The organism is Mycobacterium sp. Dal123C01 (genome assembly GCF_052566995.1).
Genome location: NZ_CP199580.1, coordinates 1,327,816 through 1,343,246 on the forward strand (window position 1 = coordinate 1,327,816; position 15,431 = coordinate 1,343,246).

10 protein-coding genes are annotated in these 15,431 nt (G+C 68.4%); 2 read left to right on the plus strand and 8 right to left on the minus strand.

The annotated features are described in order from the left end of the window. Positions 1 to 45: 45 nt before the first annotated feature. The 7 genes from trxA to ACTXG5_RS06370 form a co-directional block, all read right to left on the minus strand. A complete protein-coding gene (trxA, locus tag ACTXG5_RS06340) occupies positions 46 to 399 on the minus strand; it encodes a thioredoxin (RefSeq protein ID WP_445162874.1) in 354 nt (117 codons plus the stop codon). Next, positions 396 to 1,412 carry a thioredoxin-disulfide reductase gene (trxB, locus tag ACTXG5_RS06345; RefSeq protein ID WP_445162875.1) on the minus strand — a complete coding sequence of 339 codons (1,017 nt, stop codon included), beginning with the start codon at positions 1,410 to 1,412 and terminating at the stop codon, positions 396 to 398. The genes trxA and trxB overlap by 4 nt, the downstream gene beginning before the upstream one ends. A gap of 93 nt (positions 1,413 to 1,505) precedes the next feature. Beyond that, complete coding sequence (locus ACTXG5_RS06350; protein ID WP_445162876.1) at positions 1,506 to 2,282, minus strand: hypothetical protein; 777 nt, start codon at positions 2,280 to 2,282, stop codon at positions 1,506 to 1,508. Positions 2,283 to 2,340: 58 nt separating this feature from the next. Then, positions 2,341 to 2,928, minus strand: a complete 588-nt coding sequence (gene sigM, locus ACTXG5_RS06355; RefSeq protein WP_445162877.1) for an RNA polymerase sigma factor SigM — start codon at positions 2,926 to 2,928, stop codon at positions 2,341 to 2,343. 61 nt (positions 2,929 to 2,989) lie between these two features. Beyond that, positions 2,990 to 6,487 (minus strand): lipid II flippase MurJ, encoded by a 3,498-nt coding sequence (locus ACTXG5_RS06360; RefSeq protein ID WP_445164284.1) that lies wholly within the window; start codon positions 6,485 to 6,487, stop codon positions 2,990 to 2,992. A 200-nt stretch (positions 6,488 to 6,687) separates the two neighbouring features. Continuing rightward, entirely contained in the window at positions 6,688 to 9,045 is a 2,358-nt protein-coding gene (locus ACTXG5_RS06365) for a DUF6049 family protein (protein ID WP_445164285.1), read from the minus strand. A 44-nt stretch (positions 9,046 to 9,089) separates the two neighbouring features. Then, complete coding sequence (locus tag ACTXG5_RS06370; RefSeq protein ID WP_445164286.1) at positions 9,090 to 9,722, minus strand: NUDIX hydrolase; 633 nt, start codon at positions 9,720 to 9,722, stop codon at positions 9,090 to 9,092. Between the two features lie 262 nt (positions 9,723 to 9,984). Between ACTXG5_RS06370 and ACTXG5_RS06375 the strand changes: the two genes are divergently transcribed. Beyond that, entirely contained in the window at positions 9,985 to 11,427 is a 1,443-nt protein-coding gene (locus tag ACTXG5_RS06375; protein WP_445162878.1) for a CCA tRNA nucleotidyltransferase, read from the plus strand. A gap of 13 nt (positions 11,428 to 11,440) precedes the next feature. Here ACTXG5_RS06375 and ACTXG5_RS06380 read toward each other — a convergent pair whose 3' ends face one another. After that, on the minus strand, positions 11,441 to 13,348 hold the full coding sequence (locus tag ACTXG5_RS06380; RefSeq protein ID WP_445162879.1) for a serine/threonine-protein kinase: 1,908 nt from the start codon (positions 13,346 to 13,348) through the stop codon (positions 11,441 to 11,443). A 151-nt stretch (positions 13,349 to 13,499) separates the two neighbouring features. Here ACTXG5_RS06380 and ACTXG5_RS06385 point away from each other — a divergent pair, with 151 nt between their 5' ends. Next, positions 13,500 to 15,422, plus strand: coding sequence for a serine/threonine-protein kinase (locus ACTXG5_RS06385; protein ID WP_445162880.1), 1,923 nt, complete (start codon positions 13,500 to 13,502; stop codon positions 15,420 to 15,422). Positions 15,423 to 15,431: the final 9 nt, after the last annotated feature.

The window sequence follows — 15,431 nt, forward strand, 5'->3', positions numbered from 1 at the left end:
AACCCCAGGCTGAACGGCGGGGCAACGCCGCAAAGTAGATCGCCTTCAGGTGAGGTTGGGAACAGCGTCGGCAAGCTCCCGCAACAGCGCCGCCTTACCCTTGGCGCCCACGATCCGCTTCACCGGCTGGCCGTCCTTGAAGAGGATCATCGTGGGGATCGACACCACCTGGAAGTCGCGCGCCGTCTCCGGGTTTGCGTCGACGTCGAGTTTGGCGACGGTCAGCTGATCTGAGCGCTCGGCCGCGATCTCCTCGAGGACCGGCGCGACCATCTTGCACGGTCCACACCATGTCGCCCAAAAGTCAACCAGCACAGGCTTATCGCTGGACAACACGTCCGTGGAGAAGGACGCGTCAGAGACTTCCTTTGTGGCTCCGGCTTTTTCGGCATCGCTCATCGTGGTGCTCCAATCAAATCGGTACTGTCCGCATTTCCAGCTGCTGTCTTGGGCTCGGCGGCAGCCGCCTCATCCTGGTCGGCCAACCAGCGCTCGGCGTCAATGGCCGCCGCACAGCCGCTGCCGGCCGCGGTGACCGCCTGGCGGTAGGTGTGGTCTACCAGGTCACCCGCCGCGAAGACGCCTTCCAGCGCGGTGTTGGTGGTGCTTCCCTTGACGAGTACGTAGCCCTCCGCGTCGACGTCGATGACGCCGCGCACCAGATCCGACCGCGGGTCGTGACCAATCGCGACGAACACACCCGTCACCGGGAGCGCGGTTTCTTCGCCAGTGACGTTGTCGCGCAACTGCAATCCGGTAACCGTTGTGTCCCCGTCCACCGCGACCACCGTCTGGTTGGTCATGAATTTGATCTTGTCGTTGGTGCGGGCACGGTTGAGCATGATCTTCGAGGCGCGGAATTCGTCGCGACGGTGCACGAGCGTCACGCTACGGGCAAATCGGGTCAAGAACGTCGCCTCTTCCATGGCCGAGTCGCCGCCGCCGATCACGGCGATGTCCTGATCGCGGAAGAAGAACCCGTCGCAGGTGGCACACGCGCTCACCCCGCGGCCCAGCAACTCCTGCTCACCCGGCACGTGCAGATAACGTGCCGCGGCGCCCATCGCCAAGATGACGGCGCGGGCCTTGAAGGTCTCGCCGTCGGCCGTGACGACCGACTTGACCGGGCCGTCCAGCGAGACCGATTCGACGTCTTCCATCCGCAGGTCCGCCCCGAAGCGCAACGCCTGCTCGCGCATCTGGTCCATCAGCTCCGGGCCGGTGATGCCCTCGCGGAAGCCGGGGTAGTTCTCCACCTCGGTCGTGGTCATCAACGCCCCACCGAATGACGTCCCCTCAAAGACCAGGGGCGCCAGCTGTGCGCGCGCCGTGTACAGGGCCGCTGTGTACCCGGCCGGACCAGAACCAATGACGATGACGTCGTGGACTTTGTCATGAGCGGAGTCGGTCATACGAGCCTTTCAGATACAGACTTCTTCAATCGTGTCGAACGCCAGCGTAAGCGTGGCTGTTCCCGCTCGTGTTGCGCAACACGTGGCACCACCTTAAGGGCGGGGGACCTGGGTGCTGGCTAACAGCCCGGTATCGGCGGCGCTGCAGTTCAGCGCCACCGCAACGACCGTCAGGTCGGCTGGCGTGTCGGCGGGGAGCACGAGCAGCACGCCGGGGCGGGCATTGATCTCGATCGGCCGCGCGCCCAGTACCTGCGTCGACGCCGGGTAGCCCAGACCACCAAGGCATGACGCGCGGCGGGACGGGTCGCCGAGCGGACCGTAATCGGGAGCGTGGTCGAGCAGCCCGACGATCTCGGCCGGCGAGAGCGGGATCGCCATGGGCGGTGTCGACACCGTGATGTGCTCGGCGGTGGTCGGGGTGCTCGGCGCGGGTGCAGGTGCGTTGAGCAGTGCGACCGTGCCGAAGCCGATCGCGGCCAGCACCGCGCAGACACCGGCCACACCGGCGGCGACTCTGGCGGGGCGAATGTGCGGACGCGCGGAGTGGGTGGCCACGCTCGGGGAGCCGCCGGGACCTGCCGATCGCAGCGCCTCGGAGATTCGGGCGGTCACCTCGGCGGGTGGCTCGGGCGCCGACGCCGGATCCGCGCCGACAGCGGCGACATCGCGGCGCACCTGGTTCAAAGCGCGAAGGGCCGCTTCGGCCTCCGGGTCGTCGCGAACTTGCCTACGTAGCCGGGCGGCGGCCTCGTCGTCCAGCAGACCGGCCTGGAGGTCGGCGAGCAACTCGACCATTGCCGGTGGGTCCGCTCCCGCATTCCGATGATCCGGGTCGTGATCCGCCGGCTGGTTCTCTGCTTCGCCCATCCGCCCCAGTGTCCGTCATGGGCAGACCGATGATCGCGCCCGGTCCGTGCGAGGGGTGTTAACGCTGCCCGGCGGGGTGGTCGGGTGTGGTGCGGGCGCCGGCGTCGAGATAGCCGAGCAGCTGGGCAAGCCGAACGCGGGCGCGGGCGCACCGGCTTTTGACCGTGCCCTCGGCGATGCCCAGCAGCGCGGCGGTGTCGGCGATCGAGTAGCCCTGCATGTCGACCGCCACAATCGTGGCGCGCTGCTCGACGGGAAGCCGCATCAGTGCGCGTTGCACCACCATCGCCGTTTCGACCTGAGCGGTGCGGTCGGGCACGGGGTAGACGTCGTCGAGCGGTGTGGTCCGGTGGGATTTGGTGCGCCGCAGCCGATCCAGGCAGGCGTTGACCACGATCCGGTGCAGCCAGCTGCCGACCGCGGCGTCGTGCCGGAACGCGCCGGCGCCCCGGTGCGCCGACAGCATGGCGTCCTGCAGCGCGTCTTCGGCGTCCTCGGGAGTGCGGGTGGTCAGCCGGGCAAGGCGGTGCAGCTGGCGACGATGGCGACCGAACAATTCGCCGAAGGCGTAGCGGTCACCGGCGACATGGGCGGCCAGCAGCTCGGCGTCACTGCGTTCCTGCTGGATGTATCCACCGAAGCCCACGGCCGGACAGTAACCAATCGGTTGCCGTGCGGCACTTCACTTGACGTCGTGGTTGTGAGTCTCAGGACGCGGCTTGAACGGTGATCTTCGAGAGTTCCGAGCGGTTCTTGCCGTCGGTGCTGCCGAGTGTCGTGATCCACACCAGCACGTTCGACGTCGCCGCGCCGGCTCGCACCGGGATGGTGTTGTGCCCGGTCTTGAGCGCCGTCGACGGCGTCAGCACGGTGGTGTCTTCCAGCTTGCCCGGCGTCGATGTGGACGAGGAGCGAATCTCGACCTTGGTCCCGGTGCTGGGGGTGTCGATGGAGACCGCACCAACCACCGTGGGGCTGGGCAGCTGCAACATCAGCCCGACACCGTTTTTGAAGCTGGGGAACGGGACAGCGTCGGTGTAGATATCGGTTTGCCAGCCCGCGGTGGAGCTGCCATCGATGGCCCAGGCCGCCTGGCCCGGGTTGTCGGCTTCACCGTCGGGGGAGAAGACCGTGGCCCGGGTGGGTTTGACGACGCTGCCCGCGGGCGCGGAACTCGCTGACGACGATGAGCTCGACCCGCCCGGCCCGTTGAGGCCGAGTTCATCCTTGTTGAGGCCGCCGCCGACGTTGCCGAAGATCTTGCTCACGATCGATGCCAGCACCAGCAGCGCGACCACGATGACGGCGATCGCAGCGGCGCCACCGATCATCAGGTTGCGGCGACGCCGCATCAGGGTCGCGTACTCCCGCCCGGTCGAGCGGGGGATCGGTGGTGGCGGCGAGTCGTCGATCGGACCCAGCACCTCGGTGCGGTCGGCCACCGCGGTCGCCTGTTGCAGGAGGTTCAAAAGTGTTGATGCACTGCGTATTCCGCCGTCCTCCTGCACGGCCCGGACGGCGACTGCGGAGATCTGGAAGGGAATGTCGCGATCGATGGTGGTGGGTTCGACGGGAAGGCCCGATCCATCCCGGTCGGCCGGCGCGAGCCCGCTGCGCACCCCGAACTCCGGCAGTGGCCACCGGTTGACCAACAGGGCATACAGCGAAGCGCCGATGCCGCGGATGTCGTCCTCGGGGTTGGCGTCCGGCATCGTCGCCGGGTAGGCGAGCACAACATCGCCTTCGATGCTGACCCGCACCCGGCTGGGGTGATCGATCGACAGGGCGACGCCGGCGCGGTGGGCGGTGTCGGCGGCAGCGGCCAGCGACTGCATGGCCCGGACGGCGCCGACGGCCGAGGGTGCGGTGTCGGCCACCTCTTGGAGCGAACCGCCACGAATCCACTCCGCGACCACCAGGCCGCCCGCGCCGCTATGGACCACGTCGAGCACCCGGGCGATGCCGGGCTTGTCGATCCGGCTGAGCCGCAACGTGCGGGACAGGATCTCCTGCACGACGTCCTCGGGCAGGGCTCCGTCGGGGTCGACGAAGGTGAGCGACACCTGGCGGTCCAGCGCGGTGTCGAGTGCCTGCCAGAACTGCAGGGGAGGGGCACCGCCGTGGAAGACCAGCAGCCGATACCGGCCACCGGCGATGCGGGCGCCGGGAACCAACTGCGCGTCGTCGCCCGACGATTCCGCGCCGCGTTCACCTGGAGCTTCGTACGGGATCGCCCCACGGGCCGGCTCGCCGGCGAAACCGCCGTTGCGCTGCTCTGACGGGGGTGGGCCTGACGGGTCGGGCTTGCGCTCGGGCGGAATGTCGGGCTGGAAGTCGTCGGCGGCCGGCCGCGGCGGCACGCCGCTCGACCCCACGCCGGAACCAGCGCCGGACGCGGCGCTCTCGAAGGGGCGGTCAGTCACCTCCGGTCCTTTCGCTAGCCGGGCGTTGCCTGCTTGATCCGGAGGCCTGCGCCGGATCGGCTCCTGGACCGCCTCCTGAAGCGCAGGACCCCCCGGCGGGGACGAATTCCTCTGCTCAGGGTACGTGACAGGGCCCCGGTGAGACGATCCCTGTGGCATTGCCGCCGGGCGGGATTCCAGCGCCGCGCTCGGGCCGGCGCCCCGGCCGCCGATCCGGCGCCTGACGGCAGCCAGCCCCGCCACCGCTTCGGGAACCCGCCCGCGCACCATGACCGTCGCCATGATCGGCAGCATGATGCAGCCCAGCACCAATAGCCGCAGCAGCGAACCGGCAGCGCCACCGTGCGCGGTCAAGTCGGCCAGCCCCAGCAGCCGGTCGGCCACATGGGCGATCAGGCCGGCGAGCATCGACGCGACGACTGTCACCAGGACCGTCCGTACCTCTGCGCGCCCGACCGGATGGCCGCCGGCCGGCAGCAGAGTGCGCCGCAGCAAGTAGTAGCCGACGATCGCGCCGGCCAGAAAGCCGAGCCCGTTGGCCAGCCCGAGGAACCCGGCCACCAGCCGGGGGTCGTTGGTGAGGTGAGGCGCCAGCACCGAGCCGGCGATCTTGACGGCCGTGATCACGAGGATGATCACGATCGGGGTCCAGGGTTGCTCCCGTGCGTAGAAGACGCGCAGTTGCAATAGCACCAGGCCGTAGGGAATCAACGTGAACGCCGACAATGCGATCGCGGCGCCCAGGTACCCGGCGTCGACCCCGCCGAAGTGACCGTAGGCGAAGAGCGCGCTGCCGATCGCGGGGCCGCCGACCGTCATGAACGCCACAATCGGGATCAGCGTGATCAACGTCAGCCGGGTGGCCAACGACAGGTCGGCGAGCACCGCGCCGGTGTCGTTGGCGGCGGCGTTGCGGCTCAGCCGCGGTGTCACCACCGTCAGCACCGTCACGCCGATCATGCCGAAGGGCAGCATCAGCACCAGCCAGGTGTAGTTGTAGATCGCCGGGCCGGAAGCCGCTGCGGTACTGGCGATTTGGTTTCCCACGACCAAGCCGAGCTGGCTGATCAGCACGTAGAGCACCATCGCGGAGGCCATCGTGCCGAACCGCTTGAGCCGCTCGTCGATTCCCCATAGCGGGCGCAGGCTGACGTGCTGGCGCCGCAGCGCGATCAGGAGCACCGCGACCTGCGCGAACACCCCCAAGTTGGTGCCGATCCCGAGCACCAGCAGCTTGGCATTGCCCATCCGCACGGGATCGACCGAAAGCTCACCAGGGACGAGCAGGTACACACCCAGGGTCGTGATCGCGACGATGTTGTTGACGACGGGCGCCCACGCTGTCGGCCCGAACACGTTGCGGGTGTTCAGGATTGCCATGAACACCGACGTGAGGCCGTAGGCGAGCACCTGCGGCAGCAGCAGGTAGGCGAAGGCGGTGGTCAGCGGTTCGTTGACCTGAGGGTTGCGGCCCAGCATCAGCCGGACCAGCAGCGGCGCGGCCAGCACCGACACCGTTGTGGCGACCAGCAGCAGCGTGGTTGTGACTGTGACCAGGCGCCGCACGAACGCGGCACCGCCGTCGGGGTCGCCTTGCTCGGCACGTACCAGCACCGGCACGAAGATCGCGGTGAACGTCGCCTCCAGCACCAGCGCGGCGATCAGGTTCGGCAGCTGAGTGGCCACCGAGAAAGAGCTGGCCAGCGCGGCGCCCAGGATCGCTGCCAGCAACACCACCTTGGCGAAGCCGGTGATCCGGCTGATCAGCGTGGCGAACGCCATCGCCCACGAGCGTGAGACCAGCGCGGCGTCGGACAGTTCCACCCGCCGCGTGGGTAGGTCCGGGCCCGGGGGGCCCAGGGGGATCTGTCCCGTCGGCGGCGGAACCCGGCCCGGTGGCGGCGACCAGGGCGGTCGCTGTGGCGGTGGTGGTTGGTGTTGCTGCGGCGGTTGCCGTGGATGGGGCCGCCGGTAGGCGGGTTTCATACGCGGTGCTCTTCGTCGACGCGATCGCCGGCCTCGCGCCCGGTGTCGGCGGGGTTGTGGTGCGGTGGGTCGGGGCGATCCAGGTCGGCGCGGTCGGGCTGGCCGCGGAACCGGTGCCACAGCCGGCGCCCGGCCAGCAGCACCAGCACGGCCGCCGCGGTCAGGGTGATCGCGAACAGCACCTTGCCGTAGGCGTTGGAGTGCACCGACATGCGCACCGGTTCGCCCAGCCGCGTGCCGTCCGGGGTCCGCAGCGTCACGTCGATCGCGACGCGCTGGGTGAAGTTCACTTCGATCGGTACCCGCAGCGGCAGGTAGCCGGGCGGCAATTCGATCTCGCCGACGTCGGTCACTGTCATCCCGGGCGGAGCGGTGACGTGCAGGCGGACCTTGATCGGCACCGCGAGGCCGTTGTGCAGTGCTACCGGCAGGGGGCTGTGCTCGGTGGCCAGGGTGTACGAGCCGCCGGGGTTGACGATCGTCACCGCGCCGAACAAGTCGTCGATCGTGGTACCGACGACCGCGAGCCGCTGCTGCGCCAGCCCGTTACGGGTATCGGGTGGTTCCGATTGGCTCAACGAACGCAACATGTCTTCGCGCAGCGGCGCGGTGTACTGGCCGCCGGTCAGCCCGGTGCGTTCGTCGGTGCTCAACGCCGAGGTCAGTTTCCACAGCCGGCCGGCCTGGTTGCTGATGTCGGCGGTGACCTTCTCCCCGAAGCGGCCGCGCTCCGGGGCCGTACCGTCCAGCGGATCCGGCGGCTCGGTGCGGGCCGCGGCTTCGGCGATCACCGCCGCGAGCGGTCGGGGTACCGCCAAACCCGACCGGATGGTGGTGGCCAGCGCCGTCAGGATGACCTGCGCGTCATCGGCGTGCAGGTTCCATGTCGCGGGCGGGACCAGGATTTGCGTCCGCGGCGGGGCGTCTCGCTCCAGCGCATGCCAGAACATGGAGCCCAACGCGTCCTGACGCCGGGCGGTGTCCGAGTCATGCGCGAGCCGAACCGTCAGCGAGGGGTCCAGGTAAGTAGGGACGCTGGGGTTGTTGCCCACCCCGGCCAGGGCCGCACCGACGGCCGGATCGAACGGCGCAAGCACCACCTGCGGGGACACCCGCCGGGGTGCGGTGTCGACACCGTTGGGCGCATCGGGCCCCGACGCCTGCGAGTCGGGGGCGACCAGGCCGGCGGCGGCGACGGCAACCGTGCTGTTGTTGGCGTTGAGCAGATCGACCGCACCGCCCGTCAGTGGGCCGTCGGGCAGCAGGGTCGCACCGCGGGTGGACGGGATGCCGAGAATGTGGTCGACGATGTCGCCGACGCTGGTGGTGGCGACCGCGCTCAGCCCCGGATCGTTGACGCGTTGCAAGGCGTCCAGGTCGGCTTGCGCGTAGGGCAGCGGCGCCACGCAGGTGCGCCTGCCCAGTGCGCGTAGCCGGTTCAGCCAGCCGGTCGCGGCGGTCTGCCCGGTGCCGGGGTGCGTCGGGGTGCCGGGTTGTTGCGCGGAGCCGTCGGGGGAGTTGGACACGATGTAACCGGCCGTCATCGCGTTGACGGTGACCAGCAGATCCGGGTCAATGGCCAGGCACAGGGCCCGGCCGACCGCGCCATCGGGGTCGACGTCGTGGCTGGTGGCGACCTCGGCAGCGGACAGCAGGATGTCCAGCCGCCCGCCGGTGGCCAACGAGGTGCCCAGGTCGTCGTCGACCAGCCGGACCGGGAAGGTGCCACCGGGTTGTCCCGGGGACAACCGCGGTCGGTCGGCCAGCGGCCACAGCATGGTCAGCCACACGGGTTTGGAGGTGTCGGGCGCGACCGCGGATTCCAGGGCATCGGCACGGTCGGGCGGCACCCCGATCACGGGCAGCAGGAACCGCGCGTTGTCGAGCCGCGCGGGGGCGCCGTAGTCGGGTGTTCCGTTGGCGTTGACCAGCACGGGGTAGATCCCCGGCTGGTCGATACCGAGGGACGGCTTGGCCAACGAGCGCAGCGGAGCGGACAGGGTGAAGCCGGCTTCCTGGCCGCGCTGCAGCTCGGGTGCCACCGTGAGGAAGTCCGCAGCCGGCTGGTACTGGTCGGTGGCGCCGTCCAAGGAGGTACGCAGGCCCGCGGATGCGTTGACCGCCGCGGCGTGTTCGAGCCGCACCATCACGTCGCGGACCGGTCGATCACCGATGTTGGTCACCGTTCCGGTGACGGTGACGACGGGCGGGCTCGTCGTGGTGACGACGTCCGGGGTCACCTGATCGATGCGGACGCGGACGAATGGCGTGGATCCGGGCTCGTGGGCAGCTGCGCGAGGGATGCCGACCGACCCGGTGAACACCACTGCAATACCGGCCACGATGCCGACCACGGCGGCAAGGCGCAATACGCCGGCCCAGCAGAGTCGCGGCGCGGTCACGGCCCCGGCCCGTGACCGTTCTTACGACCGGGGGGTTTGTCGGAATGCCGGGTTCGGGAATGGGTCTGCGGGTTTCGCCGAGGTGCGCTGGGCGGTAGCGGCGGAAGCGCGGTGGGACCGTCGGTCTGCAGCTTTCCGATCAGTTCGTCGGCGACCTCGGCGAGGCGACGTTCGTCGGCGTAGGCCAGCCGGGACGGCAGCTCTCGTATCGGTACCCACGCCACTTCGGCGACTTCGAGGTCCTCGTCGGACAGCTCGCCGCCCGAGAAGCGCATCAGATAGTGGTGCACGGTCTTGTGCACCCGGCGGCCGTCGGTGACGAACCAGTAGTCGATACGCCCCAGCGCGGCCAGCACGCTGCCGCGAATTCCGGTCTCCTCGGCAACCTCGCGAATGGCCGTCTGCTCGGCGGTCTCGCCGAGTTCGATATGCCCTTTGGGTAGTGACCACAGCATCCGTCCGCGCCGGTCGATGCGCCCGATCAGGGCTGCCACCTGCGCGTCGCGCGGTCCGTCGATGCCGTCGATGACCAGTCCGCCCGCGGATGTTTCGTGCACGGTACGAAGTCGCTCCGGCACGCGGGGCGCGCGGGAGCGGCGTCTGTTGCCCGTCGCCGGGGTGGCGGTCACTTTGGCGGCGGCATCGTTTTCGGATGCACTGCCACCGCCACGACCGCGACGGCGACCCCGGCGTCGACGTGGTTTGGCTTGTTCGCCATCCGACACCCAAGCGATAGTAGCTGGCACGAGCTGGTCTTCCAGACATACTCGCCGCTGGTGCGGGCGCGACGGTGGGGCGCGTCCCGGCCGGACGAACGCGACTACGTTTAATTGCCGCGCTCCTCAGCGGGCCGTTCCGGCCCGCATCGTCACGCGACTAGGCTCATCGAACGTGTCCGAACCCGCCGACGATGTGGAGCTGCTGACGTCGGCTGCGGTCGCCCTGAATCCGCACGCCGAGGTGCTGCGCGGACTGGGCGCGTTGTTCGAGGCCGCCGGACACGAGCTGTATTTGGTCGGGGGCTCGGTGCGAGACGCGCTGCTGCGCCGCTTGAGTCCCGATCTGGATTTCACCACTGATGCCCACCCCGAGCAGGTGCAACAGATCGTGCGGGGATGGGCCGACGCGGTCTGGGATACCGGGATCGACTTCGGCACCGTGGGCATCGGCAAGGACGACCGCCGCTTGGAGATCACCACATTCCGCGCGGACCGCTACGACCAGGTGTCACGCAAGCCAGAGGTGCAGTTCGGCGAATGTCTCGAAGACGACCTGGTCCGTCGGGATTTCAGCGTGAACGCGATGGCCGTGCGCATCACGTCGACCGGGCCGGGCGAATTCCTTGATCCCCTAAGCGGTTTGGCGGCCCTGCGGGCCAACGTGCTGGACACCCCGGCGGCGCCCTCGGTGTCCTTCGGCGACGACCCGCTGCGGATGCTGCGCGCCGCGCGGTTCGTTTCGCAACTCGGATTTGCCGTCGCCCCGCGGGTGCGGACGGCGATCGAGGAGATGGCCCCGCAGCTGGCCCGGATCAGTGCCGAACGGGTGGCTGCCGAGCTGGACAAGCTGCTCCTCGGTGCGGATCCCGTCGCCGGTATCGACTTGCTGGTGCAGACCGGCATGGGTGAGGTAGTGCTGCCCGAAGTCGGGGGCATGCAAATGGCCATCGATGAACACCACCAGCACAAGGACGTTTATCAACATTCGCTGACCGTGCTGCGCCAGGCCGTTGCCCTGGAGGATGACGGCCCGGACCTGGTGCTGCGCTGGTCCGCGCTGCTGCATGACATCGGCAAGCCCGACACCAGGCGCCACGAACCGGATGGCGGCGTGAGCTTTCATCACCATGAGGTCGTCGGCGCCAAGATGGTCCGGAAGCGACTGCGGGCGCTGAAGTACTCCAAACAGATGGTCGAGGACATCTCGCAGTTGGTGTATCTGCATCTGCGGTTCCACGGCTACGGCGACGGGAAGTGGACCGACTCCGCGGTGCGCCGCTACGTCACCGACGCCGGGCCACTGCTACCGCGGCTGCACAAGCTGGTGCGTGCCGACTGCACGACCCGCAACAAGCGCCGGGCCGCGCGGCTGCAAGCCAACTACGACCGCCTCGAGACGCGCATCGCCGAGCTGGCCGCGCAGGAGGATCTGGCGCGGGTGCGCCCCGACCTCGACGGCAACCGGATCATGGAGCTGCTCGACATTCCGGCGGGGCCGCAGGTCGGTGAGGCGTGGCGGTTCTTGAAGGAGCTGCGGCTGGACCGCGGGCCGATGACCGACGAGGAGGCCACCACCGAGCTGCTGGCCTGGTGGCAATCACGGGGGAACGCCTAGCGGCAGACCGGCGCTAGTTGCCGGTGCGCACAAATTTGTCGTCGAATTCCGCGTTGATGGGGCAGGACCCGGTCTGCTCCTGGTGACCGTGCGCGGTCAGGAGTGTGATCGGATTCTGTGGTGGTTGCGGCAGCGAATACCGCGCGCTGGCTTTGACATGCATCGGGCCGCCGCCCTGGTCGCACTTGCCGTCGAAGTCGCGCGACCACACCCAGTTCCCGTCGCCGAAGACCAGCACGCGTGCGTTATTGGGAGGTGAGTGGAAATAGCTCATGCATCCGGCGCCGGAGCGAAGACAGTCGGTCCGGACGGCCCAGTCGAACTCTGTGGTTTTCGACCCGTTGGCGTAGGTCCGCGTCTGGTGGTAGCGGCCGTCCAACGCTTCAGCCGGGGACACCACCCGCGGCGGCAGGTTGGCCGGGTCGGGAAGGCTCTTGACGTCGACGTCTCCGCTGCGGGTGAAGGTCACGGTTCGTTTGCCGCTGCAGTTGTTGCGGGCAGCCCAGCGGTACTCGCCCGACAGGGTGCCGTCGGGACGTGGTTGCAGGTCGAACACCTCCCAGGTTTCGGAGGTAATGCCAAGGCAGCCATATTGCCCGGTACCGACGGCCAACCACCGGCCGTCGACATCGTCGAACACCATCGCCGAGGACAGTACGTAGTCGCCGCTTCGACGCGACGCGTTCGCGACACAGCCGGTGGGCCCGCACGTCGAGCGGACGGCCCACGTTTCGGTTACCGGAGGTTTGTTCTCCGCCGGGTTGCCGTCGTAGTCGGTGCCGGGGCCGAAGTTGGCGGTGTACATGCCGGTGAATGGGCCATTGTTGGGCAGTGCGGTAGCGACCGGCCAGGGTTGCTCGCCTCCCGGCTGGGAGATCTTGACCGCCGCGAAGGTGCCGCCCCCGACCAACAATGCGATGGCCACCAGGGCAGGAATCAATATCTTGGGGCGCCGCCACACCCGTGTGCCGGGGGGCTTTGCCGGCGGTGCTTGTGCCGGTTGTGGTGGCGCAGGCGGTCGTTGCAGGGCGTACGCGGCCACGGTGCGGGCCAATTGAGTGTGTTGCATGTCGGAGGGCGCTGCGGCCACCCGGGCGTGTAGTTCCCGAGTGAAGTCTTGGCAACTGTCGAACCGGTCGGCGGGCACTTTGGCCATCGCCCTGGCGAATACCGGGTCCAGGGGCGCCAATTCCGGGCGGCGTTCGCCGATCGGTGGTGGTGGGCCCATCACGTGTTTCGTGATCACCACCGCCGCACTGGAAAAGTCATACGGTGGAGAGCCGACGAGCAGGTGAAACGCTGTGCATGCCAGCGCGTACTGGTCGGCACGGGCATCGACGGGCTCACCCATCAACTGCTCAGGTGCCGCATAGGCCACCGTGCCCACCGCAATGTTGGTCGCGGTCAGCCCCGCGGTGTCATCGACGCGGCGCGCAATGCCGAAGTCGCTCAGAAAGATCCGACGTGACTCCGAATCGGGTTCGGCCAGCAGGATGTTGGACGGTTTGACGTCGCGGTGCAACAACCCGCGCCGATGCGCATAATCCAGCGCCGAGGCAACCCCGGCGATGATCGGGAACACTTCGCCCGGGGGCATTCCGCCGGGGTAGTGGTCGTGCAACAGCCGGGCCGCATCCGTGCCTTCGACATAGTCCATCGAGATCCAAAACTGGCCGTGGTATTCGCCGCGGTCGTGGATGCCGACGATATTGGGATGCGACAGGCTCGCCCCGATGTCGGCCTCGCGCAGGAACCGAGCCCGAAACCCCGGGTCGGTGGTCAGTTCCGCCGACAACACCTTCACCGCATCGTGACGAGGTAACCGAGGATGCTGCGCCAAGTACACCGTGCCCATCGAGCCGGCACCCAGTACCCGCAAAATCCTGTACCCGGCAAACTCCTGGCCGACCGCTAACGGCATGGGCAAATGGTAGATGCGTCCTGCGTGGCAAACTGCAAATTCGCGCCGATCGCCACCGTCGAGCTGCTGGCCTGGTGGCAATCACGCGGGAATGGGTAATAGTCCGCAGCATGGACCGTGGCGGGGCGGCGAGGAGTTTTAGGATTTGCCCATGCCGTTAGGTGAGGGGGCGCAGTTCGCGGGCTACACCGTGGTGCGGCTGCTCGGAATTGGCGGCATGGGTGAGGTCTACGCGGTCCGCCACCCCCGGTTGCCCCGCCTTGAGGCGCTAAAAATCTTGCGCGCGGATGTGTCGGCGGATTCCGATTATCAGCAACGTTTCAACCGCGAGGCCGAACTGGCGGGCGGGTTATGGCATCCCCATATCGTCGGAGTACACGACCGCGGTGAGTTCGAAGGCCAGTTGTGGATCGCCATGGACTATGTCAACGGGCCCGACATCCGCGCACTGATGGACCAGCAGTACGCACGCGGGATGCCGGCGGGCGAGGTGGTGGCGATTGTGACGGCCGTGGCCGCGGCCTTGGACCATGCGCACCACCGGGGCTTGCTGCATCGTGACGTCAAACCGGGCAACATCATGATCAGTCGACCCGACGACGGCAGCCCGCCACGAATCATGCTGAGCGACTTCGGTATTGCGCGCCCCGTCGATGACACCACCGGCCTGACAGTGACCAATGCGATGGTCGGCACCGTCGATTACTGTGCCCCCGAACAGCTGTTGGCCCATCCGATCGATGGGCGTGCGGATCAGTATGCGCTGGCCGCGACGGCCTACTACTTGCTCACCGGCGCCAAATTGTTTTCCAACGCCAGCCCGGTCGCGGTGATCAGCGCTCACCTGACGGCGCCGCCGCCGCTGCCCGGTGGGTTGCGTCCCGATCTGGCCGGCGCCGACCCAGTGTTCGCGCGGGCGCTGGCGAAAAACCCCGCCGAGCGGTTCGACCGTTGCGGCGATTTCGCCGCCGCTCTGGCCAGCCAGCTGCGGCAGGCTGCACCCGCCGCCCAGCTCGCTCGACCGGCACCGCCGCAATCGATGAATGTCCCACCGCCCACCGGGATTCCGCGCGGTACCGGGCCACGTGCACCCCGGCGGCGTGGGGTGCGAGTCGCAGCGTGGCTCACGGCCGGGATCGCCGCTGTGGGCATCGTCGCCGCCATTGCGATCCCGCGAATGATCGGTCACGGGCACCCGGTGCAAACGGCCCCGCAGCAGCAGGAAGCTGCCCGGCTTGCCGGGCAGCATTACCTGGAGGCGCTCGCTCGTGGTGACGCTGCGGCCGCACTCGCGCTGAGCGCAAATCCCCCGGCGACAACGCAATTCGCGACCGGCGAGGTGCTACGTGCCCAGCTCGCAGCGACGCCTATCAGCGATATCACCGCGACCCCTGCCCCGGTGCCGGCGGGCGACGACCCGCAGCAGGTGCAGTATCTGATGCTATCCGCCAGGTTCGGCCCGACGCTGTCGCAGGCCCGCGTCGCCGTGCACCGCAGCGGCGACGAATGGAAACTCGACACCGCGACCGTTGCCGTCGACATCGGAACACCCGGAAGCACCGACGCGTCGCTCAAAGCGGTTGCGCTGTGGGGAGTTGCCACCGACGGGGCATCGCCGGTCGCGATCTTCCCGGGTGGACTGTCGGTTTCGTCGAGTAACCGCTTCGTCGATATCTCCGCACAGACCCAGCCGCTGTTGCTCGATGCACTCGGCGGCGCCACCGACCGGCCCACGATCAAACCGGTAGCTGCGCTCAACGATGCGGGCCGCCAAGCTGCCAAGGCCGCGCTCGACACGTGGACGCACCACTGCTACCGAGGAGTCGAACCACCGCCCGACTGCCCCCGGCTCACCCCCGACAACCCGACGATCGCCGTCGACGGTCCAGGCGATTTCAGCAAGACGACCTTCAACTTCGATGCGAACGCGATGGTCGTTGCGATTGGCGGCGGGATGGTTTATCAGGGTCACGCCGCTGGCGTCCCCGACTACACGGTGACCCAGAACCTCCTCGGCACGGTCGACCTGACTAGGGAGCCCCCGATATTTGTGCGCACCGCTAGCCATGGATAAACACGCCCG